At 73.2% G+C, this 25518-nt stretch carries 21 protein-coding genes and 2 pseudogenes; 4 read left to right on the top strand and 19 right to left on the bottom strand.

Going from position 1 to position 25518, the window contains the following annotated elements:
- Positions 1-4: 4 nt before the first annotated feature.
- From QMC84_RS14415 to QMC84_RS14400, 4 genes are all read right to left on the bottom strand, one after another.
- Entirely contained in the window at positions 5-214 is a 210-nt protein-coding gene (locus tag QMC84_RS14415) for a CDGSH iron-sulfur domain-containing protein (RefSeq protein ID WP_300375692.1), read from the bottom strand.
- Positions 211-1179 (bottom strand): iron-containing redox enzyme family protein, encoded by a 969-nt coding sequence (locus tag QMC84_RS14410; protein WP_300375690.1) that lies wholly within the window; start codon positions 1177-1179, stop codon positions 211-213. The genes QMC84_RS14415 and QMC84_RS14410 overlap by 4 nt, the downstream gene beginning before the upstream one ends.
- Positions 1180-1252: 73 nt before the next feature.
- Positions 1253-1816 (bottom strand): LemA family protein, encoded by a 564-nt coding sequence (locus QMC84_RS14405; protein ID WP_300375688.1) that lies wholly within the window; start codon positions 1814-1816, stop codon positions 1253-1255.
- A gap of 43 nt (positions 1817-1859) precedes the next feature.
- The gene (locus tag QMC84_RS14400) at positions 1860-3617 is read right to left on the bottom strand and encodes a DUF2207 domain-containing protein (RefSeq protein ID WP_300375686.1); all 1758 of its coding nucleotides are present in this window, start codon (positions 3615-3617) and stop codon (positions 1860-1862) included.
- An 83-nt stretch (positions 3618-3700) separates the two neighbouring features.
- On the opposite strand from QMC84_RS14400, the gene QMC84_RS14395 reads away from it, so the two are divergent.
- On the top strand, positions 3701-5230 hold the full coding sequence (locus tag QMC84_RS14395) for an MFS transporter (protein ID WP_300375684.1): 1530 nt from the start codon (positions 3701-3703) through the stop codon (positions 5228-5230).
- Between the two features lie 36 nt (positions 5231-5266).
- Here QMC84_RS14395 and QMC84_RS14390 read toward each other — a convergent pair whose 3' ends face one another.
- The 5 genes from QMC84_RS14390 to QMC84_RS14370 form a co-directional block, all read right to left on the bottom strand.
- Entirely contained in the window at positions 5267-5977 is a 711-nt protein-coding gene (locus QMC84_RS14390; protein WP_300375682.1) for an SRPBCC family protein, read from the bottom strand.
- A 5-nt stretch (positions 5978-5982) separates the two neighbouring features.
- A complete protein-coding gene (locus QMC84_RS14385; protein ID WP_300375680.1) occupies positions 5983-6837 on the bottom strand; it encodes a xanthine dehydrogenase family protein subunit M in 855 nt (284 codons plus the stop codon).
- Positions 6834-9329, bottom strand: a complete 2496-nt coding sequence (locus tag QMC84_RS14380) for a xanthine dehydrogenase family protein molybdopterin-binding subunit (protein WP_300375678.1) — start codon at positions 9327-9329, stop codon at positions 6834-6836. The genes QMC84_RS14385 and QMC84_RS14380 overlap by 4 nt, the downstream gene beginning before the upstream one ends.
- Positions 9326-9796 carry a (2Fe-2S)-binding protein gene (locus tag QMC84_RS14375; RefSeq protein WP_300375676.1) on the bottom strand — a complete coding sequence of 157 codons (471 nt, stop codon included), beginning with the start codon at positions 9794-9796 and terminating at the stop codon, positions 9326-9328. The genes QMC84_RS14380 and QMC84_RS14375 overlap by 4 nt, the downstream gene beginning before the upstream one ends.
- A 186-nt stretch (positions 9797-9982) precedes the next feature.
- Complete coding sequence (locus tag QMC84_RS14370) at positions 9983-11218, bottom strand: transcriptional regulator (protein WP_300375674.1); 1236 nt, start codon at positions 11216-11218, stop codon at positions 9983-9985.
- Positions 11219-11393: 175 nt separating this feature from the next.
- Here QMC84_RS14370 and QMC84_RS14365 point away from each other — a divergent pair, with 175 nt between their 5' ends.
- Positions 11394-14528 (top strand): PKD domain-containing protein, encoded by a 3135-nt coding sequence (locus tag QMC84_RS14365; RefSeq protein ID WP_300375672.1) that lies wholly within the window; start codon positions 11394-11396, stop codon positions 14526-14528.
- On the opposite strand, the gene QMC84_RS14360 is transcribed toward QMC84_RS14365, so the two are convergent.
- From QMC84_RS14360 to QMC84_RS14335, 6 genes are read right to left on the bottom strand one after another with little or no spacing between them, the layout of a single operon-like run.
- Positions 14514-15713, bottom strand: a complete 1200-nt coding sequence (locus tag QMC84_RS14360) for an XdhC/CoxI family protein (RefSeq protein WP_300375670.1) — start codon at positions 15711-15713, stop codon at positions 14514-14516. The genes QMC84_RS14365 and QMC84_RS14360 overlap by 15 nt on opposite strands.
- Positions 15706-16818: a VWA domain-containing protein gene (locus QMC84_RS14355; protein WP_300375668.1), complete on the bottom strand. Its 1113-nt coding sequence runs from the start codon at positions 16816-16818 to the stop codon at positions 15706-15708. The genes QMC84_RS14360 and QMC84_RS14355 overlap by 8 nt, the downstream gene beginning before the upstream one ends.
- Positions 16819-16852: 34 nt before the next feature.
- Complete coding sequence (locus tag QMC84_RS14350; RefSeq protein WP_300375666.1) at positions 16853-17737, bottom strand: MoxR family ATPase; 885 nt, start codon at positions 17735-17737, stop codon at positions 16853-16855.
- A 48-nt stretch (positions 17738-17785) separates the two neighbouring features.
- Positions 17786-18343, bottom strand: a complete 558-nt coding sequence (locus tag QMC84_RS14345; protein ID WP_300375664.1) for an NTP transferase domain-containing protein — start codon at positions 18341-18343, stop codon at positions 17786-17788.
- Positions 18344-18360: 17 nt separating this feature from the next.
- Positions 18361-18981, bottom strand: coding sequence for a hypothetical protein (locus tag QMC84_RS14340; protein ID WP_300375662.1), 621 nt, complete (start codon positions 18979-18981; stop codon positions 18361-18363).
- Positions 18978-19526, bottom strand: a complete 549-nt coding sequence (locus QMC84_RS14335) for a sigma-70 family RNA polymerase sigma factor (RefSeq protein WP_300375660.1) — start codon at positions 19524-19526, stop codon at positions 18978-18980. Before QMC84_RS14335 ends, QMC84_RS14340 begins: the two co-directional genes overlap by 4 nt.
- Positions 19527-19580: 54 nt before the next feature.
- Between QMC84_RS14335 and QMC84_RS14330 the strand changes: the two genes are divergently transcribed.
- Positions 19581-20738 (top strand): tellurite resistance/C4-dicarboxylate transporter family protein, encoded by a 1158-nt coding sequence (locus QMC84_RS14330; RefSeq protein WP_300375658.1) that lies wholly within the window; start codon positions 19581-19583, stop codon positions 20736-20738.
- A 75-nt stretch (positions 20739-20813) separates the two neighbouring features.
- Here the strand turns inward: QMC84_RS14330 and QMC84_RS22420 are convergent.
- Together QMC84_RS22420 and QMC84_RS22415 are read right to left on the bottom strand one after the other, a co-directional pair.
- Positions 20814-21071: pseudogene (locus tag QMC84_RS22420) on the bottom strand (DUF2249 domain-containing protein); the annotation flags it as partial.
- A gap of 177 nt (positions 21072-21248) precedes the next feature.
- Positions 21249-21605, bottom strand: a pseudogene (locus tag QMC84_RS22415) (hemerythrin domain-containing protein); the annotation flags it as partial.
- A gap of 169 nt (positions 21606-21774) precedes the next feature.
- Between QMC84_RS22415 and QMC84_RS14320 the strand changes: the two are divergent.
- Positions 21775-22449 carry a helix-turn-helix domain-containing protein gene (locus tag QMC84_RS14320; protein ID WP_300375654.1) on the top strand — a complete coding sequence of 225 codons (675 nt, stop codon included), beginning with the start codon at positions 21775-21777 and terminating at the stop codon, positions 22447-22449.
- A 255-nt stretch (positions 22450-22704) separates the two neighbouring features.
- Here the strand turns inward: QMC84_RS14320 and groL are convergent, their stop codons facing one another.
- Positions 22705-24330: a chaperonin GroEL gene (groL, locus tag QMC84_RS14315; RefSeq protein WP_300375652.1), complete on the bottom strand. Its 1626-nt coding sequence runs from the start codon at positions 24328-24330 to the stop codon at positions 22705-22707.
- A 313-nt stretch (positions 24331-24643) separates the two neighbouring features.
- A complete protein-coding gene (locus QMC84_RS14310; RefSeq protein WP_300375650.1) occupies positions 24644-25516 on the bottom strand; it encodes a hypothetical protein in 873 nt (290 codons plus the stop codon).
- Between the last annotated feature and the right edge of the window lie 2 nt (positions 25517-25518).

Raw genomic sequence — 25518 nt, 5'->3', positions numbered from 1 at the left:
GCGCTCAGGTCGGCCGCAGGCGCTCGGGGAGCAGCTTGTGCGTGCCGTCGCACCACGGGAGCGACGACGACTTGTGGCACCGGCAGACGGCGGTGACCGGCCGGGTGGTCTCGTGCGCCACCCCGGCCGGGTCCTCGACCGTGTGCTGACCGCGCAGCAGCATCGGCCCGCCGGGACAGAGCACCACGTCCGGGTGCTCGAAGGATCCGCTCACGCCACCTCCTCCTTCCGGTCCTCGCCGACCCCCCACCGCTGGAGGATGGTGCGGGCGAACCGGTCCTCCAGGTCCAGGCAGGTGAACGCGCCGAACCACAGGTCCTCCTCGAGCCCGGGCTCCTCGGCGAGCAGGCCGCCGCAGATGGTGCGCACGGCCAGCTGCTCGTGGACCGCGTCGGCCTCCACGTGCTCGGCGTAGTAGGCCACCATCTCGTCCGGGAAGCCGAGCCGCTCGAGGCCCTGCACCATCCGCCGCGACGGCATCGAGCTGGTCGCCTCGAACGCCGCGAGGTGGCCCAGGGCCGCGCCGCGCAGGCGGCGGTGCAGGCCGAAGTGCGACATCGCGTTGTTCTGCTCGAGCACCTCCAGCGGCACCTCGTCGATGTGGGCGCCGTACGACGCCGCCAGGCCGCTGGCCCGCAGGCCCTGCGCGAACAGGTGGTGGTGCAGCCGGTTCGGGTCGCCCCCGCCGTACTCGTCGTACAGGAGCTCCATCAGCGCGGCCTTGGCCCGGACGCCCAGGCGAGGGACGACCCACGCGGTCGGGTCGGACTCCTTGAGGTGGTAGATGGAGCGCGACCGGAGCAGCTCGAGCACCTGCTCGCGGTCGGCGTCGCGCTGCACGTGCGCGGCGACCGAGGCGCCGTCCTGCTCGGCGACCCAGTCGAAGAAGTCCTCGACGAAGGAGAGGCCGACGGGCGGCGTGAAGCGCTCGCGCAGCCGCTGCTCGAGGTCGCGCTCGAGCGCTCCGCGCAGCCGCACCAGCTGCGGGTCCCACTCCAGGTCGTCACGCACCTCGTCGAACCCGCGGTAGTGCAGCTCGTGGAGCACCCACAGCGCCAGCGCGGCGTCCTCGCCGTCGGTGGCGCCGGCGGCGAGGACGGGGTAGAAGTCGTCGGACCCCGCCCGGAGCGTGCCGAAGAGCTCGTCCGTGAGCGGGCCACGGGGCTGAGGGATCTGCATGCGGGGTGAGTACCCGCCCGGATTTGCCCGCATGCCCCCCGACCGGGCGAGCCTCGCGACCTCCGTCGTGGCCCTAGAAGCTCACCTGCGGCGCCTGCTCCTGGCCGTCCGGGGCGTCGTAGAACTCGCGCTTGTGGACGTTCGCCACGCCGGTGAAGAACATCCACGGGATGGTCTGGGTCAGCTTGTTCAGGGTCGCGACCGCGTCGTTGTAGAACTGCCGGGCGAACGAGATCTGGTTCTCGGTCTCGGCGAGCTGGCGCTGCAGGTCGAGGAAGTTCTGGTTGGCCTTGAGGTCGGGGTAGGCCTCGGCCACGGCGTTCAGGTTGACCAGGGCGCCCTGGAGCCGGGCGTCCGCGGCGGCCTTCGCGGCGACGTCGTCGCCCTTGGCCGCGGCCTGCACGCCCGCCCGGGCCGCGGTCACCTCCTCGAACACGCCCTTCTCGTGCGCGGCGTACCCCTTGACGGTCTCGACCAGGTTCGGGATCAGGTCGGCGCGCCGGGTGAGCTGGACGTCGATGCCGCCGAGCGCCTCCTGGGCTCCGATGTCGGTGGTGCGGAGCTTGTTGAAGCCGATGATGCCGAAGGCCACCAGGGCGACGAGCACCACGACGATGACGATGATGGCGATGAGCATGAGATCTCCTCAGAACACGGGTGGATGGGGGATGGTCAGTCGGTCACCAGGAGCCGCCACCACCGCCGCCGCCCCCGCCGCCGCCCGAGAACCCGCCGCCGCCACCCGAGGACGACGACTTCTGGGTGGCCTCGTAGGAGGAGATCGCGGAGCTGACGGTGGAGTGGAAGTCGTCGACCATCGACGAGACCACCGAGCCGGTGTAGGCGCCCACGTAAGCGGGGCCGAGGTACGACGGGACCGGCGGCTCGGCGCCCATCTCGGTGCGGTACTTGCCCGCCCACTCCTCGGCGCACCCGAACGCGACCGCCCACGGCACGTAGGCGGTGTAGAGCTCCTCGCGCCCGGAGAAGTCGAACCGGTCCTTCGCCGACGGCGTCGCGAGGATCCGGCGGAACCCGCCGGCCCGCGACCACAGGTCACGGCCGGCCTTGGTGCGCCGGGTGCCGGCGGCGGGGACCGCGAGGTAGGCGCCGAAGATCCCGAACGCACCCGGGATCAGCCCGACGACCGACATGTTGAGCGGGTTCCAGATCGCGATGGCGACGACGGCGACCAGGCACAGGCCGATGACCACGCTGCCGCTGCCGCCCAGACCGCTCTTGACCATCAGGCCGGAGGTCGAGGCCCAGGTCCGGGTGCTCTCCTCGAACGACTCGATCTCGGTCTTGAGCCGCTGGCCGGCGGCGACGTCCTTGGGCGAGGCGACGAACGAGGTGCCGGGGCCGCCGAGCAGGTGCGCGACCCCCGTGGTCACGGGGTCGAGGCCGGCCCAGCCCGAGGCGCCGTTCTTGTCCGCGATCGTCCACGCGGCATCGGTGCGGTCGAGGGCGATGGCACCCTTCTCCGCGGCGTACATGAGGGTGGCGACGTACTGCTCGTCGTCCACCTTCTCGGTGACCAGGTACGCCGCCTGGGCGGGGCCGATGCCGTCCGGCGGCGCGTACATGACCGGGAACTGCGGGTCCCGCTCGGCCGCGCGCCGGGCCAGGTGGAAGCCGTAGCCGCCGGCGGCGACGGCCAGGGCCAGCACGAGGGCCAGCAGCGCCAGGTCGGGCCCGAGCACGGCGTCGAGCGCGGGCCCCCAGGGTCGCTCGTCGCCGGGCGGCGGCGTCGCCACGTCGAGGCCCGTCTTGAGCGTCACGGGCGTCCGCGGGTCGAGCGACTCCGCCCGGATCCGCAGGACGGGGGTGCCCTCGCCCTGGAGCCGGCAGCCCGTCTCGTCCGGGCCGACCGCGCACTGGACCCGCTCCGCGTCGGCGGGCAGGTGGACCGTGAGGTCCGCCGAGTCGATGCGCTGCGCCCAGCCGCCGGGGATCAGGTTCCAGTAGAGCTGGGTGCGGGAGCCGTTGGTGCCGGGCTCCAGGATGCCGTCGACGTCGTAGCGGATCTCGTACACGTGCTCGCCGGGCGCGACGGTCGAGTCGGGGTCGCCGATCCGGGCGACCTTGAACTGGCCACCGCCGTCGCTGGACATCTCGACCGGGACGTCGGCGCCGTCCATGGTGACCTCGATGTCACGAGGGATCCGGCGGACGGTGTCCGGGGCCGTCTGGTCGTGGGTGTCCCAGAACCGGAAGATCCCGTGCTTGCCGGGGAACGGGAAGTCCACGGTGAGGGTCTCGACGGCCGTCAGGTCGCCCTGGTCGTCCACGTCGAAGTCGGCGACGTACGACGTGATCGTCGTCTCGTCGGTCTCGGCGGGACCCTCGTCGCCGCTCACTCCGTAGAGGGCGGCGGGAATCATCAGCACCAGCAGCACGACCGCCAGGCCGATCACGGTCCCCACCAGACGCTTCATGCCCCGGAGCCTAGGGGTCGGCGGACGACTGCGTCGGAAAATCGCGTGCCGGGTGTCGGCGGCCGCTGGGAGACTTCTCGGCGATGAGCTCGCCGACCCACCCCGACCCCGCCCGCCCGACCCTCGCCTCGTTCTGGCACGACCTGCCCCGCGAGGGCCGGCTGCTGCTCTCGGTGGTGGTCTTCGAGTTCATCGGCACCGGCCTCGTGCTGCCCTTCCACGTCGTCTACCTCCACGAGGTGCGTGGCTTCGCGCTCAGCGACGTCGGGCTGCTGCTGGCGCTCCCGCCGCTGATCGGCTTCCTCGTCGTCGGGCCCGGGGGCTCGGCGATCGACCGGCTCGGCGCGCGCCGGATCCTGGTCGGTGCACTGGTCCTCCAGACCGCCTCGAACGCCGCGCTCGCGTTCTCACCGGCGGAGTGGATGGCGGCCGGGGCGCTGATGCTCTCCGGCGCCGCGTTCGGGGTCTCCTGGCCGGGGTTCCAGGCCTTCATCGCCGCCGTGGTCCCGGTCGAGCTGCGGCAGCGCTACTTCGGCGTGAACTTCACGCTGCTCAACCTCGGCATCGGGATCGGCGGCATCATCGGCGGCGCGTTCGTCGACGTGGACCGGCTGGTCACCTTCCAGGTCATCTACCTCGGCGACGCGGTCAGCTACCTGCCGGCCCTGGTCCTGCTGCTGGGTCCGCTGCGGCTGGTCGCCGGCCGCCCGGTCCACGCGGGCGGCGCTCCGCCGGCGACGCTGAGCTACCGCGAGGTGATGCGCCGGCCCGCGGTCGCCTCGCTGATGCTGCTCAGCTTCGTGTCGTCGTACGTCGGCTACTCCCAGCTCAACGCCGGGATGCCGGCGTTCGCGCGGGCCGTGGGCGAGGTGTCCACGCAGGGCCTCGGGCTGGCGTTCGCCGCGAACACGGTGGTGATCGTGGTGCTCCAGCTGGTCGTGCTCCAGCGGATCGAGGGCCGGCGCCGGACCCGGGTGATCGCGGTGATGTCGCTGGTGTGGGCGTGCTCCTGGGTGCTGCTCGGCGCCACCGGGCTGGTCTCCGGCACCTGGGGCGCGACGCTCCTGGTCGCCGGCTGCGCGTCGGTGTTCGCGTTCGGCGAGACGCTGCTGCAGCCGACCGTCCCCGCCCTGGTCAACGAGCTCGCGCCCGACCACCTGCGGGGGCGCTACAACGCGCTCAGCTCGGGGTCCTTCCAGCTCGCCGCGATCATCGCGCCCCCGGTCGCCGGCTACCTCGTCGGCCACGGCCTCGGCGGCGTCTACATCGGCTCGCTGGTCGTCGGCTGCCTGCTCTGCGGCGCGGTCGCGGTGGTCCGGGTCGAGCCGCAGCTCTCGCCCGAGGTCAACGGGGTGCGGGCCGCGTCAGCGGACCGCACGATGGTGGTCGAGCAAGCGCCCGGGGCCGCGCCGGCGGACCCGGCGGCGCGTGTCGAGACACAGCGCGCCGCGTCAGCGGACCGCACGATGGTGGTCGAGCAAGCGCCCGGGGCCGCGCCGGCGGACCCGACGGCGCGTGTCGAGACGCAGCGCGCCGCGTCAGCAGGCGTGGAGCGCGTGGACGTGGTGCTCCCCGTGCCGACGGTCAAGACGCAGGCCAGCGCGCTCGAGTAGCCGCCGCTGGAGCGCCGCCCGGGTCGTGTGCCGTGGTCAGCGGCGCCGGCCGAGCCACCGCCAGAGCACGAGCAGCACCACGAGCGCGCCGACCGCCTGCCGCCAGTAGGTCCGCGCCAGCACCGGCAGCACCGTCGCCCCCAGGTCCAGGTGGTCCTCCCCCGCCGCCGCGGCGTGCCGAGGCCCGGCCGCATCGGGTCGACGTACCTGACGCTCCTGCTCGGCCGCGGGCGATTCCGCGACAGATGGGTCAGGTGCGGCGGAGGGCGCGGAGGGCTCGGACGGCGTGGCGGACGGCTCCGGCGCGCCCATCCGCTGCTCGAGGCAGTCGACGAACTGGCCGAGCAGCTTGTCCGAGACGTCCTGCATGACGCCCCGGCCGAACTGCGCAGGCTTGCCGGTGATGGCCAGGTCGGTGACGACCTCGACGTCGGTGCTGCCGGCCTTGGCCTGCGCCATGGTCAGCGTGACGGTCGCGCCGGCCGTGCCGTTGCCGCGCTTGTCCTTGCCGTTGGCCTCGACCACGAACCGGTGCGCGCCCTCGTCCTTCTCCACGAACGTGCCCGAGCCGTTGTACACGAGCGCGATCGGACCGAGCTTGACCTTCACCGAGCCGTGGAAGGTCTCCTGCTCGACCGAGGTGACCGCCGCGCCGGGGAAGCACTCGGCGACGGAGGCGATGTCGTTGAAGTGCGCCCACGCCTCCTCGATGCCGGTGGGGACGGTGAACCGGTGGGTGAGGTCCATGGGCCTCAGCCCCCCGCGGCGGCAAGCACCGCCCGCCGGGTGATCACCGTGGCCAGGTGCCGCCGGTAGTCGGCGTCGCCGTTGAGGTCCGAGGGCGGGTTGGTGCCCTCGGTCGCGCGCGCGGCCGCCGCGCGTACGGCGTCCTCGGTCGCGGGCTGTCCGGCCAGCGCCTCCTCGACGCCGCGGGCCCGCAGCGGCGTCGAACCCATGTTGGTGAGCCCGATCCGCGCCTCGGCGATCGTGCCACCGTCGACCCGCACGGTCGCGGCGACCGCGACGATCGGCCACTGGTGGGCGACCCGGACGAACTTCTCGTAGTGCGCGCCCCAGCCGGTGTGCTTGGGGATCCGCACCTCGGTGAGGATCTCGTCCTCACCGATCGCGGTCTCGAACAGGTCGACGAAGAAGTCGTCGGCCGCGACCCGGCGGGTGCCACCCGGTCCCTGGATGACGAACTCGGCCCCCAGCGCCAGTGCCGGCGCCCCGAGATCGCCGGCGGGGTCGGCGTGCGCGAGCGCGCCGCCGAAGGTCCCGCGGTGCCGGATCTGCGCGTCCGCGAGGTGCTCCACGGCCCTGCTGATCACCGCGGCGTGCTCGGCGACCAGCGGGTCCGCGCCCACCACGGCGTGCGGGGTCATCGCGCCGATCACGATCGCGTCGCCATCGTCACGGACCCCGCGCAGGGACTCGATCCGGCCGAGGTCGATGACCATCTCCGGCGCGTTGAGCCGCATCCGGAGCACCGGCAGCAGGCTCTGCCCGCCCGCGATGATCTTCGCGTCGTCGCCGTGCTCGGCCAAGGCCGCGAGCGCGTCCTCGACCGACGTCGGCGCCAGGTAGTCGAACTGTGCGGGGATCATGCGTCCGTCCCTCCGGTCGTGCGGTCCACGGTGCCTTCCATGCCGGTCGAGGCGTCGAAGTGCGGCATCGCCGCGCCCTCGGTGGGTCCGCCGCCGGCGCCGGTGATCGCCTTCCACACCCGCTCGGGGGTGCACGGCATCTGGATGTCGTTGATGCCCAGGTGGCGTACGGCGTCCACCACCGCGTTCACCACGGCCGGGGTCGAGGCGATCGTGCCGGCCTCGCCGACGCCCTTGGTGCCGAGCGTGTTCGTGGTGCTGGGCGTGGTGGTGTGGTCGATCTCGAAGCTGATCGTGTCGGCCGCGGTCGGCAGCAGGTAGTCGACGAAGGACCCGGACACCAGCGTCCCGGACTCGTCGTACACCGCCTCCTCCCACAGCGCCTGCGCGATCCCCTGGACCAGCCCGCCGTGCACCTGCCCGGCGACGATCAGCGGGTTGATGATGTTGCCGATGTCGTCGCAGCACACGTACTTGCGCAGCTTCAGCGCGCCGGTCTCGGTGTCCACCTCGACCGCGCACAGGTGGGTGCCGTGCGGGTAGTTGAAGTTCACCGGGTCGTACGTCGCGTCCGAGTCGAGCGAGGCCTCCACGCCGTCGGGCAGGTTGTGGGCCGCGAAGGTCGCCAGCGCGATCTCCCCGATCGCCATCCCCTGGTCGGTGCCGCGCACCGAGAACCGGCCCCCGGAGAACTCCACGTCGTCGACCGAGGCCTCCAGCAGGTGCGCCGCGATCGGCTTGGCCTTCTCGATCACCTTGTCGGCGGCCCGGACCAGCGCCTCCCCACCGACCACCAGGGACCGCGACCCGTAGGTGTCCAGGCCCTTCGGGGCGACCTGGGTGTCGCCGTGGAGCACCTCGACGTCCTCGAAGGCCACCCCGAGCCGGTCGGCGACGATCTGGCTGAACGCCGTCTCGTGGCCCTGGCCGTGCGCGGAGGTGCCGGTGACGGCCTCGACCTTGCCGGTGGCCAGCATCCGCACGCTCGCGTGCTCCCAGCCGCCGGCCCCGTAGTCCAGCGAGCCGAGCACCCGCGAGGGCGCCAGGCCGCACATCTCGGTGAACGTGGAGACGCCGATGCCGAGCTGCACCGGGTCGCCGGACTCGCGGCGGCGGCGCTGCTCGGCCCGCAGCTCGTCGTACCCGAGCATCTCCTTGGCCCGCGCGGTCGCGGCCTCGTAGTTGCCGGAGTCGTACTCGAGGCCCGCGACCGTGGTGAACGGGAACTCCTCGTGCTTGATCCAGTTCTTCTCGCGGATCTCGAGGGGATCGGCGCCGACCTCGGCGGCCAGCTCGTCCATCATCCGCTCGATCGCGAAGGTCGCCTCCGGCCGGCCCGCGCCGCGGTAGGCGTCGGTCCAGGTCTTGTTGGTCAGCACGGTCTGCACCGCGAACCGGTAGGCCGGGAACTTGTAGATCGAGTTGTACATGAACGCCCCGAGCACCGGGATGCCGCCGCCGACCAGCGACACGTACGCGCCCAGGTCGGCGAGCAGGTCGACCTTGAAGCCGGTGACCGTGCCGTCCTTCTCCGCCGCGAGGGTGAGCCGCTGCCACTGGTCGCGGCCGTGGTGGCCCGCCATCAGGCTCTCGGAGCGGGTCTCGGTGTACTTGGCCGGCTTGCCGAGCCGGCGGGCCACCGCCCAGGTGATCCACTCCTCCGGCGTCGTCTGCAGCTTGCCACCGAAGCCGCCGCCCACGTCCGGGGCGATCACCCGGATCTTGGACTCCGGCACCCCGGTGGTCGCAGCGAGCGCGAACCGCAGGATGTGCGGGATCTGGGTCGCCGACCACATCGTCAGCTGCTCGCCGGTCGGGTCGACGACGGTCGACCGCGGCTCCATGAACGCCGGGATCAGCCGCTGCTGGCGGTACTCCCGCTCGATCACGATGCCGTCGGTGCGGGCCTTCGCGATGGCGTCCTCCACCGAGCCGCCGGTCCCGGCCTCGCCGGAGTCGAAGACCCAGTACGCCGACTTGTTGGTGCCCAGGTCGGGGTGGGCCAGCGCGCCCTGGTCGCCGGTCGCGGCGGCCGCCTCCTTGAGGTCGAGCGCGGCGGGGAGCACGTCGTACTCCACGTCGACCAGCTCGGCGGCGTCGCGGGCCTCGGCAGGGCTGCGCGCGATGACCACCGCGACGATCTCGCCGGCGAACGCGACCCGGTCGCTCGGCATCGGCGAGTGCGTCGGCGTGACCTGGCCGGGGGTGATCGGCCAGGCGTTGATGTTCACGCCGAGCGACTCGCCGAGGTCGGCGCCGGTGAGCACGTCGACGACGTTCGGCGACTCCTTCGCGGCGGCGGTGTCGATCGAGGTGATCCGCGCGTGGGCGAACGGGCTGCGCACCATCGCGAGGTGCACCATGCCCGGCAGCGTGATGTTGTCGGTCCAGCGGGTGCGACCGGTGATCAGCCGCTGGTCCTCCTTGCGGCGCCGATCGCGGCCGATCTCGCGCTCGACGGCGTCGGCGGGGCGCTCCTGGGTGGTGCTCATGCCGGCGCCCCCTGCCCGCTCGCCTGCTGCACGGCCCGCACGATGTTGTGGTAGCCGGTGCACCGGCACAGGTTGCCCTCGAGGCCGAGGCGGATCTCCTCCTCGGTGGGCTTCGGGTTGTTGTTGAGCAGGTCGACGCTCTGCATGATCATCCCGGGCGTGCAGAAGCCGCACTGCAGGCCGTGGCACTCCCGGAACGCCTCCTGCACCGGGTGCAGCTGCCCGTTCGTCGCGAGGCCCTCGATCGTGGTGACCTCCGCGCCGTCGGCCTGGACGGCGAGCACGTTGCAGGACTTCACGCTGGTGCCGTTGAGGTGCACCGTGCACGCGCCGCAGTTGCTGGTGTCGCAGCCGATGACGGTGCCGGTCTTGCCGAGGCGCTCGCGCAGGTACTGCACGAGCAGCAGACGGGGTTCGACGTCGTCGGAGACCCGCGCTCCGTCGACGGTGAGGCTGATCCGGGTCATGACGCTCCTGGGGGACGTGGCCGGCGGTGTGGTGCAGGTCACGCTAGGGACGTCGGGTTGGTCGAGGGTTGGTCGAGTCGGCGCAACATGCCCACGAGAACGGCTCGAGTCGGCGCGTCTTGCTCGTGCGCGCGGGCAAGACGCGCCGACTCGGCGTGGTACAGCGGGCAAGACGCGCCGACTCGGTCAGCGGGAGGCGGCGGCCAGCCGGGCCTTGAGCAGCGGGAGCGCGGGGTGCGGCCGACCGGCCAGGGTGGCCAGGCACACCTCGACCACTTCGGTGTCGTACGGCGCGAGCTCGCCGTACCGGACCACCGCGTCGGGCAGCGGGTCGGCGAGCAGGGCCTCGCGGACCGCGACCGCGACGTACTCCGCGAGCTCGGTGAGGGCCGGCGAGTTGGTGCCGGGCAGCAGGTCGCCGCCGTACGCGTCGACCGCCGCGGCGACCCGGCCCCGGCGGAGCAGGCCGAGGACCAGGTCGACGTCGGTCGTGATCGGCATCGGCAGCCGGTACGGCCGCGAGGAGAGCTGGCCGCCGAGCGCGGAGCGCAGGTGGGAGACCTCCGCCTTGAGCGTGGACAGGGTGACCGCCTGGTCGCCGTACACGAGCGCGTGCAGGTGCTCGAGCGAGAGCCCCTCGGGGTGCATGGCGAGCAGCGCGAGGACCTCGGTCTGGCGGCGGTTGAGCAGCAGCCGCTGGCCGTCGAGCCAGGTCTCGGCGGTGCCGAGCAGCCGCATCACCAGGCCCGGCTCCGCGCTCTCGTCGGCGGCCAGCGTCGGGTGGTGCGCGGAGACCGGCATCGCGGTCTCGATCAGCCGGGCCAGGACCCGCGCGGTCGCGAGCCCGATCGGATGGGTGCGGTCCCAGGTGGTGGAGAGGTCGATCACGCCGAGCTGCGCGCCGGTGGCCGGGTCGTGCACCGGAGCGGCCCAGCACACCCAGTTGTGCACGATCGGCGCGTAGTGCTCGGCGCTGAAGACCATCGCCGGGGCGGCGAGCCGGTTGGCGAGGTCGAGGGCGTTGGTGCCCACGCTCTGGTCGTCCCAGCGCCCACCGACCACGAAGTTCACGGTCTCGGCCTTGCGGCGCATCACCCGGCCGCCGTACGTCCACAGGATCCGCGTCTGGGCGTCGGTGATCGCGACGACCAGGTCGCCGTCCTCGGCGGTGCGCCGCAGCTCGGCCTCGACCCGCTCGACGGCGGCCTGGAGCGGCGAGCCGCGCCAGCGGGCCGCGGTGTCGGCCTCGTCGGCGAGCGGCGCCTCCGTGACGTCGGTGCGTACGGCGGCCTCGGAGCGGGTCCAGCTGCTGAGGATCTCGGGACGCACCAGCCGGGCCGCGTCGTCGCCGCGCTCGACGAACGAGGTCCACGCGCGCACGGCGTCGAGGCGTCGCGCCTGGAGATCCGCGTCAACCGTCATGTGTGGTCCTCGTCACTCTCGATCCGGCCACGGTAACGCGGCGCCGGTCGCCGGGGAAGCGCCGTGGGCCGGTCACCCGACCGGTCAGCCGACCTGGCACGTTCGGGCTATCGACGCCCTGGGGGGCCGGGCCTACTGTCCAGGCATCGATCCCCGGCTGGGAGGGCGGTGCCTCGTGGGCACAGCTGTCGGCTCCGTCGCCTCATCCTCGCCGCGCCGTCGCCCGGCCGTGCGGCTCGTGGCCGTCACGGTCCTGATCCTCGGCAGCCTGCTCGTGCCGGGACGCGCGTCCGCGCAGCTGGCGGTCAGCCTCAGCGCCGACCGGCAGGTGGCCGCGCCGGGCGAGACGGTCACGTTCACGGTCTCCAGCGAGGCCGGCGGGAGCCCCACGTTCGTGTGGAACGTCGACGGGCTGGACGTCCAGTCCGACAGCTCGTCACTCCAGTGGGCGTTCCAGGCCGAGGGCCAGCACACCGTCACGGTCACCGTCGACGACGGGTTCGACTCCGGCACGGCGTCGACGTCGATCGAGGTCCGGACGCCCCAGCCCAACCACCCACCGTCGGTCACCCTCGACGCCGACCACCAGCAGGCCGCCCCCGGCGAGCCGGTCACCTTCACCGCCGGCATCGACGACCCCGACCCCGGCGACTCCGTCGCGCTCGCCTGGTACGTCGACGGCGAGCCGGCACCCGAGAACGGCCGCACCCTCACCCGCTCCTTCGCCCAGGCCGGGACCCACGGGGTCCGGGTCGTCGCGACCGATCTCTCCGGGGCGTCGAGCGAGGCCTCGATCCAGGTGAACGTGGTGGGCACGGCGCCCGACGCCGCGATCGTCGTCCGCACTCCGTCGCCGAGGACCCGCAAGGTGACGGTCCTCGACGCGTCGGGCTCGGTCCCGGCGTCACCGTCGGGCTCGATCGTCTCCTACCACTGGGACCTCAACGGCAACGGCACCTTCGAGACGAGCTGCGCCGGACCGGTCGTCGGCGTGACCAGTGCCGCGGCGGGCGACCACCCGGTCTCGGTCCAGGTGACCGACGACAGCGGCGGGACGTCGACGCCGGTCACGACCGTGCTCTCCCTCACCACCTCGCGGCTCGACCAGGAGTACGCCCCCGGCTCCCTCGCCGTCACCGCCGGCGGGTGCGCGGGGCCGGCGCACGACGGTGTCGTGCCGGAGGGGTACCCCGCCGACGACCTCACCTGCTACACGACGGTCCGCACGGGCATCGCCGAGGCGATGTCGCCCTGCTTCCGCCGGCGTACGGCGCCCATCGGTGACCGACTGCTCGTCAAGGAGCTCTACGCCAGCACCAAGACCGTCCGGCTCAACGGCATCGACGTCCGGCCCAACTCCGGCGTGGCCATCGAGATCGACACCTGGACCGCCCAGGTGCGCTCGATCGGCGGCAAGGCCAAGGCGTCGGTCGACGCCGGCAGCACCCTGGGCCGGCTGTCCTTCTTCTATGGTGCGATCGACTGGGACCTCCCGGGCGGCAAGGCGTCCCGCTTCAACCTCGGCAGCCTCTCGATCACCGACGGCGCCGAGCTCCTCGGGCTCTCGGTCGAGGGCGACGCCCGGCTCGACCTGGTCTACCGCGGCGCCGAGCTGCCGGTGACCATCCACCTGCCCTCGCCCCTGGACGTGTCCGCGACCGTCACCCTCAAGACCGACAACCTCAAGGGCCTGCGCCTTGAGGAGGTCCACCTGCGGGTCAGGAACGCCACGTTCGGTGCGTTCCAGGTCAACGACCTCGACCTGCTCTACAACGCGGCCTCGTTCCAGTTCGACGGGTTCGCCGACCTGTCCCTGACCTCGGTGGGCAACCTGCAGGTCAGCATCCAGGTGGTCGGCAGGACCGTCACCATGTTCGCGGCGAACTTCACGCCGGTGCCCCCGCTCGCGCTCGGGTCGGGCGTGTTCCTGCAGCACATCGACTTCGGGTACGACGCCGGCCCGCCGCTGACCCTGAACGGCGGCGTGAAGCTCACCGCCGGCCCGCCGGTCAACGGCACCGCGGCCGCCGCCATCGAGGGGACCCTGAAGTTCGTGGCGTCCGACCCGTGGCTGCTGCGCGCCGACGGCAACGCCTCGATCGCCGGCTTCGGCGTGGCCAGCGCCTACCTGCAGTACCAGTCGAACGGGATGATCAGGCTCGGCGGAAGGATCGACGCCCGGCTCTACGACGTCGTCAGCGCCAGAGCCAACATCGACATGTGGCTCTACGCGCCCACGATGAGGTTCAACGCCCAGGCCCGCGGCGACGTCTGCGTCTGGAAGGGCTGCGGGGGTGGCGCGCTGGTCGTCTCCAGTACCGGTGTCGGCGGCTGCGTCTACACTTTCTTCGCAGACTTCGGCCTCGGGTACCGCTGGGACGGGGAGTTCAAGTACTACCTGACCGGCTGCGACATCAACCACTGGGCGTCGGCGTGGGACGGCGGCGCCCGCAGCCGGCTGGCGCCGTACGCCGCGACGGCTGCGGTCGCCTCCGAGGACATGGTCGTCGCCCGTGGCGAGCGGGCCGTGTACTTCCGGTTCGCGTCGGTCGACGACCCGCCGCAGGTCACCGTGACCGGGCCCGACGGCACCGAGATCGCGGTGCCCGCCGGCACCGAGGCCTTCGAGGCGACCGACGACCACATCGTCTTGCAGGTGCCCCCCGAGCACGCGACGTACGTGATCGTCCGCGACCCGGCACCGGGGCGCTGGCAGGTGCACACTGCGGACGGGACGCCGGACCTGGTGGCGGTCGGGCAGGCCTCGGCACTGCCGAGCCCGCGGGTCCGCGCGACCGTCGGCGGCCGTGGTCACGCCCGGACCCTGGACTACCGGGTGAACGCGGTCGAGGGACAGACCGTGCAGTTCTTCGAGCGCGCCGGGCGCACCACCCAGCGGCTGGCCACCGTCTCCGACGCCTCGGGCCGGATCCGCTTCAGCCCGGCGCCGGGCCCGGCAGGCAAGCGGTCGATCATCGCGGTCGTCCAGCACGACGGCGCGCCGCGCGAGCAGGTCACCGTCGCGAGCTACCGGGCTCCCGGGCCGCTGCGGCCGGCCGCGACCGGTCGGATCACCGTCAAGCGGACGGCAGCACGGGCCGTCGTCACCTGGGCGGACGCGCGTCGCGCGGCGAGCTGGCGGGTGGTCGCCACCGCGGACGACGGGCGCCGGTGGTCGGTGCAGCTCGACCGTCGCCTGCTGGTCCTGCCCAGCGTGTTCCGGGGCAGGACCGTGAAGGTGACGGTGCGCGGGGTCAGCGCGGACCAGGCCGCCGGGCCGGCGAAGCGGCAGGTCTCACGAGGCAGGTGAGGGCACGGGCTCCCCGTGGATCCGGCCGCGGGTGGCGGCGAGCGGCTCGCCGGAGCCGCCCCAGCGCCCGGCGATGATCTCGGCGGCGATGCTGATCGCGGTCTCCTCGGGGGTCCGGGCACCCAGGTCCAGGCCGATCGGGCTGGACAGCCGGTCGAGCTCGTCGCCGGTCAGGCCGGCCTCGCGCAGCCGGGCGAGCCGGTCGTCGTGAGTGCGTCGCGAGCCCATGGCGCCGACGTACGCGACCTCGGGCAGCCGCAGCGCGACCTCGAGGAGGGGTACGTCGAACTTCGGGTCGTGGGTCAGCACCGTGACGACGGTCCGCGCGTCGATCCGGCCGGCGTCGGCCTCCGCGGCCAGGTAGCGGTGCGGCCAGTCCACGATCACCTCGTCGGCCTCCGGGAACCGGCTGTGGGTTGCGAACACCGGGCGGGCGTCGCACACCGTCACGTGGTAGCCGAGGAAGCTGCCCACCCGGGCGACCGCCGCCGCGAAGTCGATCGCCCCGAACACCAGCATCCGCGGCTTGGGGGCGAACGCCCACACGAACACCCGCATCCCCTCGCCGCGCCGCTCGCCGTCCGGGCCGTAGGTCAGCGTCGCGTTGTGCCCGGCCGCCAGCAGCCCCAGTGCGTCGTCGTGCACGGCGGCGTCGGCGCGGGGGGAGCCCAACGTCGCGGTGGTCCCGGACGTTCGCGGGGTCGCTGCCGGCGTCTCGCCCCCGGAGTCGTCAGGGACCGTCGCGTCGGGCGGACGGACCACCAGGCGGCGGCCCAGCCAGGTCGGGTCGGGGTGCTCGATCACGGTGGCCAGCGCGACCGGGCGGCCGGCCTCGACGTCCGCGGCGATGTCGCCCAGCTCGGGGAACCGCCCCTGGTCGACCTTCTCGACCCAGACGTCCATGATCCCGCCGCAGGTCAGGCCGACCGCGAACGCGTCGTCGTCGGAGACGCCGTACCGCTGGAGGACGGGTACGCCGGACTCCACGACCGACTCGGCCAGGTCGTAGACGGCGCCCTCGACGCAGCCCCCGGACACCGACCCGACCGCGGTGCCGTCCGGGCCCACGAGCATCGAGGCGCCCGGCGGTCGCGGCGCGGACCGGAACGTCGCCACCACCGTGCCGACCCCGACCGTCGCACCCGACCGCCACCACCCCATCAGCTCCGGCAGCACATCACGCACGGGACACCACCTCCGCCAGTTCCGCGAACGTCGCCAGGGAGTGCCCGGCGACGAAGTCGTCGCAGTGCGGCAGGGCGGCGACCACACCCTGCTGCACGGGCTCGTAGCCGTCCTTGCCGCGGTGCGGGTTGACCCACACGACACGGTGGGCGACCCGGCGCAGCCGGGCCATCTGCTCGCCGAGCAGGGTCGGGTCGCCGCGCTCCCAGCCGTCGCTGAACACGACGACGACCGCGCCCCGCGCCAGGCCCCGCTGCCCCCACCGGTCCAGGAAGATGCGCAGCGTCTCGCCGAGCCGGGTGCCGCCCGACCAGTCCGGGACGGTCTCGCCGGCCGCGACCAGGGCGCGCTCCGGGTCGCGGACCCGCATCGCCCGGGTCAGGTGGGTCAGCCGGGTGCCGACGGTGAACGTCTCGACGACGCCGCCGCTCTCGCGCCCGACCTGGGTGAACCGGTGCGCGAGGCGCAGCAGCGCGTCGGCGTACCCGCTCATCGAGCCCGACACGTCGACGAGCAGCACCACGCGGCGCGGCCGCACGCCCCGGCGCCGCCACGCGATCTCGGCCGGCTCGCCCATCCGGCGCAGCGACGCGCGCAGGGTGCGGGAGGCGTCGACCTCGCCGCGGCGCCACGCGTGGTGCCGGGCGGTACGGCGCACCGGTGGTCGCGGTCTCAGGGTCGCGAACATGCCGGCGAGCCGGTGCTTCTCGGCCGCGCTGAGCGAGGCGACGTCGCGCTGGCGCAGCACCTCGGTCTCGCTCGCCAGCGCCCGCAGGACCTCCTCGTCCTGGCTCTCCCCGGTGCCGGTGGTCTCCTCCAGCGGCAGCCCGGCGAACGGCGCCGCGGGATGGGCCGGGCGCGAGCGCGGCAGCCCGTCGCGGGCGTTGAAGAACGCGTGGAACACCTGGTCGTAGCGCTCCAGGTCGTCGGGGCCGGCGCACAGGGTCGCGCGGCCGGCGAGGTACGTCGCGCGCTGGTCGCCCACGCCGAGCACGGCGGCCGCGGCCAGGAACCCCTGGGCGCGGTCGTGGGTCACGGGCACGCCGGCGGCCCGCAGCGCCCGCGCGAACGCGAGCAGGATCTCGTCCGCATGCCGCTCGCTCACCGGATCACCGCCCGGCCGGACGGCCAGACGTCGTTCATGCCCGCAACACCTGGTCGAGCGCGTGCCGGACCCGGTCGGCGTCCTCGCGGTACTTCACCAGCGCTCCGAGGGTGACCGACGCGGTGGCAAGGTCGATGTCGGCGGTGCCGAGGTGGTGCAGGGCCCGCGCCCAGTCGAGGGTCTCGGCGACGCCGGGCGGCTTCTGGAGGTCGTCGCGGCCGCGCAGCAGCTGGACCAGCTCGACGACCTGGCGGCGCAGGGTCTCGGAGACCTCGGGCGCGCGCGAGCGCAGGATCTCCACCTCGCGCTCGAGCCCGGGGTGGTCGATCCAGTGGTAGAGGCAGCGCCGCTTCAACGCGTCGTGCAGCTCGCGGGTGCGGTTGGACGTGAGCACCACGATCGGCGGCGTCGACGCGCGGACGGTGCCGAGTTCGGGGATGGAGACCTGGTAGGTCGAGAGCACCTCGAGCAGAAACGCCTCGAACTCGTCGTCGGCCCGGTCGACCTCGTCGACCAGCAGCACCGCCGGGCTCTCCTGCAGCGCTCGCAGCACCGGCCGGGCGAGCAGGAAGCGGGCGTCGTACAGGCTCTTCTCGGCCTCCTCGACGCCCTGTCCGTCCTGACCGCCGCCGGCCGCCTCGAGCGCGCGCAGGTGCAGGATCTGCCGCGGGAAGTCCCAGTCGTAGAGCGCCTGCGTCGCGTCGATGCCCTCGTAGCACTGGAGTCGCACCAGCGGCAGCTCCAGGCTCTCGGCGATCGCCTCGGCCAGCGCGGTCTTGCCGGTCCCGGGCTCGCCCTCGAGCAGCAGCGGGCGCTGCATGCGCAGCGCCAGGTAGGTCACGGTCGCGAGCGCGTCGTCGCTGAGGTAGCCCGTCGCACCTAGGCGCGCGGCGACATCGGCGGGGGACGAGAGCAGCATGTGAGCAAGGTTACGGCGCCGGGTGTTGGTCCCCGGTTGGCGATCGGCTCAGCCCGGTGGCCGGTCCAGGTCCGCGCCGGTGGCCAGGTCGCCGCACTCGACGAGCTCGACGACGTGGCGGGCGAGGTAGTCGCGGGCGCCGCGGTCCCCGGTCGCGAGGCCGCCCGCGCCGTCCCAGTGGTCCCGGCCCAGCACGACCGGGTGGCCGGCCCGGCCGGCATACGCGGCTCGCCGCAGCGTCGCCGGGGCGGGCGGCGGGTCGAGGAGCCGGCGTACGACGTCCGCGCCGACGTCGGGCAGGTCGACGAGCGTGACCACCACGGCGTCGGCGTCGGTGGCGAGGGCCGCGGCGAGGCCGGCGTGCAACGACGCGGACATCCCGTCCTCCCAGTCCGCGGCAACGACGGCAGTCGCACCGGTCCCCTCGAGCAGCGGCAGCGCCTCCTCGGCGGACGCGCCGAGGACGACGCTGACCTGGGTGCAGCCGCCGTCGGTCAGCGCCCGCACGCCGCGGACCAGCCAGGGCTCACCGTCCGGGGCGCGCACCAGCGCCTTGGGCATCCCCATCCGGGTGCCGGCACCGGCGGCCAGCAGCAGTCCGTGCACCGGCCCAGGATGGCAGGTCAGCCGCCGAACGCCTGCCCGTAGAGCGCGGCGAGGTCCGCGGACCACGGCGCGCTCAGGCCGCAGACGGTCACTCGGCCGTCGGTCGCGGACACCAGGTACCGCTCGCCCGGCTCGAAGCTCACCGCGCCGATCAGCTGCTGGAGGTCGGCGGGCGGGGCCTGCACGCGCACCAGATCGGTCGGGTCGCCGGCGTACCAGTGGGCGACGACGAGGGTGACCATGCCGTCGGCGATGGTGGAGACGCTGCCCTCGAAGGCCACGGTCTGCTGCCGGAGTAGGTCCGCGTTGGGCACCATGCACCTCGCGGCGTACGCCGCGGCGCTCGGCGCGGTCAGCTCGGTGACCGTCTTGTCGTCGGCTGCGGTGGGCGGTGCGGCGGGGTCGGTGTCGTGGTTGAGCACCCCGAACAGGCCGACGCCCGCGATGATCAGCACGGCCGCGGCGGCTACGAGCCAGGTGAGCGGCCCGCGGTCGCGGGTGCCGGTCTCACGGTTCTCCGTGGTGAGCTCGGTGCTCATGACGTCCTCCAGGAGTCGGGTCACCCCGTCGGGGTCGGCCGGCGGCAGGGAGGCGGCCGGGTCCGCGGCCCGCAGGCGGGCCCGCAGCTCGTCGGTCATGAACGTCTCCCCTCTCTCGACTCCTCATGTCCGGCAGCGGCCCTGGTCTTTCGCAGCCGGTCGGACAGCTTCTGCTTGGCCCGGGTGAGCCGGATGCTCACCGCGTTCGGGGTGATGCCGAGGACCACGGCGATCTCGGCCGGCGTCAGCTGCTCCCACGCCCACAGCCGGAGCAGCTCGGCCTCCTCGGGACGCAGCCGGGCGAGGGCCTCGTGCAGCGCCAGGTCCTCGTCCGGTGGCGGCGTCGGCTGCAGGGCCGACTGCAGGCTCGGCTGGGCGGGCGGCGGCTCGGCGGCCAGGCGCCCCGCGACCCGCTGCTGCCGGCGGGCGGCCCGCTCGGCGTTGCGCAGGCAGTTGCGGGCCACGCCGTACGCCCACGGCAGCGCGGGCTCGGGCAGGTCCTCGGCACGGCGCCAGCACACCAGCAGCGTCTCGGCGAGCACGTCCTCGGCGGTGGCCGGATCGGTGCGGCGGGCCAGGAACCGCCGCAGCGGCTCGATCAGGCCGGGCGCGACCTCCCCGAAGCGATCCCGTCGACTGTCCACGTCTCCACCCTCACACACCTGCGCGACCGGCCGGGGAGGCCGTACCCTGCCCGGGTGCCCGCCACGCCGAGCCCCACCCCCAGCCCCGCGCACGACCCTGCGCACCGCCCCGCCCACGGCCACGGCCACGGGCCGGCCACCGGCCCGGTTCGGGCGCCCGGCGCCACGCTCGGCGAGCGGATCCGCATCGGCGTCGAGGGGCTGGCGCCCGGCTACTTCGCGCTGGTCATGGCCAGCGGGATCCTCTCGGTCGGCATGGAGCTCCAGGGCTACCGCGTGCTCTCGGAGGTGCTGCTGGCCATCTGCGCGGGCGCCTTCGTGCTGCTGCTGTCACTGACGGCCTGGCGGTTCGTCGCCTACCGCACCGCGACGTCCGAGGACTTCATGGACCCGCGTCGCGGGTTCGGCTTCTTCACCTTCGTCGCCGGCACCAACGTGCTCGGCGTCCGCCTCGGCCTGGACGGCCACTACACCGCGACCGCGGTCCTGTTCGCGCTGTCCGGCACCGCCTGGCTGGTGCTGGGGTACGTCGTGCCGTGGACCGCGGTGCTCGGCCCGCAGCCGCGGCCGGTGATCGCCGCCGCCAACGGCACCTGGTTCATCTGGACGGTCGCGAGCCAGTCGGTCGCGACCGCGGCCGCCACCCTCGAGCCGCGGGCCGAGACCGGCCGGATCGCCCTGGCGCTGATCGCGGTGGTGGCCTGGTCGGTCGGGGTCTTCCTGTACGCCGCGACCGGCGTGATCGTCTCGCTGCGGCTGATGCTCTACGACTTCGGGCCCGAGGACCTCAACCCGCCGTACTGGGTGAGCATGGGCGCGCTGGCCATCACCGTCCTGGCCGGGGCCCGGATCGTCGAGATGGCCGACGCCCCGATGGTGACGGCGACCCGCGAGCTGATCGCCGGGCTGGCGGTGGTCTTCTGGGCCTTCGCCACCTGGCTGATCCCGCCCCTGGTGGCCGCCGGCTGGTGGCGCCACGGGATCCGGAAGATCCCGCTGCGCTACGACCCCACGATGTGGAGCATGATCTTCCCGCTCGGCATGTACGCCGCCGCCGGGATCTACCTCGGCCGCGCCGACGACCTGCCGCTGGTCCACCGGATCGCGAGCATCGAGCTGTGGGTCGCGTTCGCGGCCGCGGTCACGGTCTTCGTCGCGATGATCGTGCACCTGGACCGGACCATCCGGCGCAGCCCCGCCGCTCGGGGCTGACCCGTCCGGAACCGCACGTCGACCCGCCCGAGACGGTCGGGCGGGTCGACGCGGGTCGCTCGAGAGGGCTCAGCCTCAGCGCGGCGAGCGGAGGATCTGGAGGCGCCAGGCCTCGGGACCGCGCTCGAGGTACTCGACGCTGAGCACGCCCGGGTCGCGCTGCTCGAGCTGCGCGAGCAGCGGCAGCGGGTCGTGCGGGGCGACCAGCACCAGACCACTGCCGGGGCGGACACCGTCGACGGCGCCGAACACCGTGGCGTGCCGGATGGCGTGCGGGATGGTGCGCACGTCGAGCTCGGGGAGGCCGGCCGGGTCGGTCTCGCCGCAGGTGCAGCCGCCGTGCCCGTGGTCGTGCCCGTGGTCGTGCCCGTGGTCATGGCCGTGGTCATGCCCGTGGTCGTGCCCGTGGTCATGGCCGTGGTCGTGGCCCTGGTGCTCCTCGAGCGCCTCGTGCATGCCGTCGAGGAGCGCGGCGAGCGAGACCGTCCCGGCGGTCGCGAGCAGCGGCACGATCAGCTCGTTCTCCTTGGCCAGGTGGGTCTCGAAGACGGTGCGCAGCGAGCCGGCGGTGATCGCGGCGGAGACGACGTCCTGCGCCTTGCCGAGCTGGTCGACCAGCCCGAGGAGGAGCTGGTGCTCGGAGAGCATCGCGGTGACGAGCAGCGACGCCGTGGGCTGATCCCCGGCGGCCGGGTAGAGGGCGGCCTCCTCGGCGAGGGCGTGCGGCACCAGGTCGGTGCGGCACCAGGCGAGCAGCTCGGCCCGGACGCGCTCGGCCTCGGCGGCGTTGCCCGAGCGGGCGGCCGACGCGAGCTGGGTCACGTGGGTGGTCAGCGTCCCCGCCATCGCCGCGTGGTGGGCGACCATCGCCTCGGCTGCGCGCGCGTCCGCCTCGGACGAGGCGACCAACAGGTCGTTCATTCGGTGTGCTCCTCAGGGGTGTGGGTGGGCTCGGGTGCGGTCGCGCCGGGTTCGGGCCGCGTCGGGGCCGACCCGGGGGGTGACCGTGCGAGACATGTTTACTACAGTATGGACCGTGAAAAACAATCAGCTGGGTCCCCGTCCCGGCCGGCGGCCGCGACCGTTGACCCCGGGCCGGGCCGCGGTCCTCCAGCTGCTGCTCGACCAGCCGGAGGCGCCCCGGCTCGCGGCACTGGCCCAGGCCAGCGGACTGCACCCCAACACCGTGCGCGAGCATCTCGAGGCGCTGGTCGCCGACGGCTGGGTACGCCGGATCCGCAGCGAGCCGCAGGGCCGCGGCCGGCCCGCCTGGCGCTACGAGTCCGTCGAGGAGCGCGGCCGCGACGAGTACGCCGGCCTGGCCACCGCACTGGCAGCCTCGATCGCCGGCACCAGCCCCGCGCCGACCGAGACCGCACGGTTCGCCGGCGAGCACTGGGGCAGCTCCCTGGCCGGCGAGCGCGACCGCCGGCCGGAGACCGCCGAGGACGCCCGGGCGGAGGTCGTCACGATGCTCGACGAGCTCGGCTTCGAACCCGAGGTGGACGCCGCGCGCGACGACCTGGTGCGGCTGACCCGGTGCCCCCTGCTCGAGGCCGCGCACCGCTACCCCGAGGTCGTGTGCGAGGTCCACCGCGGCCTGGTCAGCGGCGCGCTCGCGGCGTACGGCGCAGACCCGGCGGGCACCGACCTGGTCCCGTTCGCCGAGCCGGGCGCCTGCCTGCTCGTGGTCCCGCCGTCCGGCGGCTGACGGGTCGTGTGCCTGAGGACGCGCCATGGCGCGTCGTGGGGCACACGACCCGACGCCGGCGGGAACGACGACCCGAAATGACACCGACCCGCCGGAGGCTTGCTCCGGCGGGTCGGTGTCGTGGTGCTGGTGTCTCTGCTGAGGGACTGGGTTCGAGACGCGTCGCCGTTCCTCGCTTAGCTCGGTCCGGCCGACGCTCCTCGACCTGGCACCTGGCCTGATCCGCGCTAGCGAGCCAGCGCGGATCAGGGGTGCTCAGAAGTCCATGCCGCCCATGCCGCCGGACGGGTCGCCCATCGGGGCGGCCTTCTCCGGCTTGTCGGCCACGACGGCCTCGGTGGTGAGGAAGAGCGCCGCGATGGAGGCGGCGTTCTGCAGCGCGCTGCGGGTCACCTTGGCGGGGTCGATGATGCCCGAGGCGATCATGTCGACGTACTCGCCGGTGGCCGCGTTGAGACCGTGACCGGCCGTGAGGCCGCGCACCTTCTCCGCCACGACGCCGCCCTCGAGGCCGGCGTTGATCGCGATCTGCTTGAGCGGGGCATCGGTCGCGAAGCGCACGATCTGCGCACCCACGGCCTCGTCACCGGTGAGGTCGAGCTTGTCGAACGCGGCGTTGGCAGCCTGGACGAGCGCCACGCCACCGCCGGCGACGATGCCCTCCTCGACGGCCGCCTTCGCGTTGCGGACGGCGTCCTCGATGCGGTGCTTGCGCTCCTTGAGCTCGACCTCGGTGGCCGCGCCGACCTTGATGACGGCCACGCCGCCGGCCAGCTTGGCGAGGCGCTCCTGGAGCTTCTCGCGGTCGTAGTCGGAGTCCGACTTCTCGATCTCGGCACGGATCTGGTTGACCCGGCCGGCGATCTGGTCGGCGTCGCCGGCACCCTCGACGATCGTGGTCTCGTCCTTGGTGATGACGACCTTGCGGGCCTGGCCGAGCAGCTCGATGCCGGTCGACTCCAGCTTGAGGCCGACCTCCTCGCTGATGACCTGGCCGCCGGTGAGGATCGCGATGTCCTGGAGCATGGCCTTGCGGCGGTCACCGAAGCCGGGGGCCTTGACGGCCACGGACTTGAAGGTGCCGCGGATCTTGTTCACGACCAGCGTGGACAGCGCCTCGCCGTCGACGTCCTCGGCCAGGATCAGCAGGGGCTTGCCCGACTGCATGACCTTCTCCAGCAGCGGGAGCAGGTCCTTGACCGACGAGACCTTCTGGTTCGCGATCAGGACGTAGGGGTCCTCGAGGACCGTCTCCATCCGCTCGGGGTCGGTGACGAAGTACGCCGAGATGTAGCCCTTGTCGAAGCGCATGCCCTCGGTGAGCTCGAGGTCGAGCCCGAAGGTGTTCGACTCCTCGACGGTGATGACGCCTTCCTTGCCGACCTTGTCCATCGCCTCGGCGATGATCTCGCCGACGGTGGTGTCAGCGGCGGAGATGCTCGCGGTGGACGCGATCTGCTCCTTGGTCTCGACGTCCTTGGCCATGCTCAGGAGCTGGGCGGACACGGCCTCGACGGCCGCCTCGATGCCGCGCTTGAGGCCCATCGGGTTCGCACCCGCGGCCACGTTGCGCAGGCCCTCGCGGACCATCGCCTGAGCGAGGACGGTGGCGGTGGTGGTGCCGTCGCCGGCGACGTCGTCAGTCTTCTTGGCGACCTCCTTGACGAGCTCGGCACCGATCTTCTCGTAGGGGTCCTCGAGCTCGATCTCCTTGGCGATGGACACACCATCATTGGTGATCGTGGGGGCGCCCCACTTCTTCTCGAGGACGACGTTGCGACCCTTGGGCCCGAGCGTGACCTTGACAGCGTCCGCGAGCGTGTTCATGCCACGCTCGAGACCGCGCCGGGCCTCCTCGTTGAAAGCAATCAGCTTCGGCATAACTCCTGCGATCCTTCGCAATGAAGAGAGTTCATGGATCCGGGTCGACGGGTTGCCCGCGACGGACGGCCACCCTGGCTCCGGCGAACCCTTTCTCGCCGGTCAGGAGGACCTCAACGTCGCCGATCCGGTGTTGTCACTCTCCTAGGGAGAGTGCCAGCGTCATGTTTAGCACTCGACCCCTGAGAGTGCAAGGCGCCCGGGTCCCGGGAGGGAGGGACGGGCACCCTGACGGGCGGGTCGGGCGAGCGCACGCCCGAGCTCGCGTGGGGGGCCGCGCGTCGAGACGACGTACGCCGTACCCGGATGCCGGTCACCAGGTCCGCGGCAGCGCCCGGGCGGCGATGGCCTCGGCGAGCGGCAGCGCGTTGAGCGGGAGCACGTCGAGGTAGAGCCCCGGCTCGGTCAGCTCGATCTCGCTGACGACCAGCCGGCCCTCGTGGCGCATCATGTCGACCCGGCCGTAGACGACCTCGTCGCCGAGCAGGTCCACGACCGTGGCGACCGCCTGGGCGGCCAGCAGCGCGGCCTCCCGGGTGAGCTCGACCGACCGCATGGTCCCGCCGAACTGCTCGTGCACCCGGATGTCGGTGGTGCTGGGCAGCTTCTGCACCTGGCTGACCGGGTGCCCGGCGATCATGAACACCGAGGTCTCCCCGTCGTGGTGGATCGACTCGACCAGCGGCTGGACCACCCACGGTCCGGGGTGGCCGTCCGGGCTCGGCAGCCAGACCCGGCCGTCGGAGACGACCTCGAGGCCGCGGCCGCCCGCGCCGACCCGGGGCTTGACGACCGCGACGCCGTACCGGTCGGCGGCGGCGCGCACGTCGAAGACCGTGTCCGCGGCGAGCGTGGGCACCATCGGCAGGCCGGAGCCCTGGAGGTCGACCAGATAGTGCTTGTCGGTGTTCCACCGGAACACGTCGACGCCGTTGAGCAGCGCGGGCCCGACCCCGGACGCCCAGCCGAGGAACTCGCCGAGCCGGTGGTCGTAGTCCCAGGTGGAGCGCACCGCGACCACGTCGGCCGCGCCCCAGTCGACGCCGAGGTCGTCCCACTGCACCCAGCGGGCGGTCAGGCCCTGCGCCTCGAGCGCGACGTCGAGGGCGCCGTGCCCGGGCTCGCCCTCGGGCCACTCGGCACAGGTCACGAGCAGCACCAGCGGGGTCGTCGGGGGCTGGTCCACGG

The sequence above is a fragment of the Nocardioides sp. genome (genome assembly GCF_030019515.1).
Classification (GTDB): Bacteria; Actinomycetota; Actinomycetes; order Propionibacteriales; family Nocardioidaceae; genus Nocardioides.
Note: the sequence above shows the minus strand (reverse complement) of the source record. Positions and strands in the feature narration are given on the sequence as shown.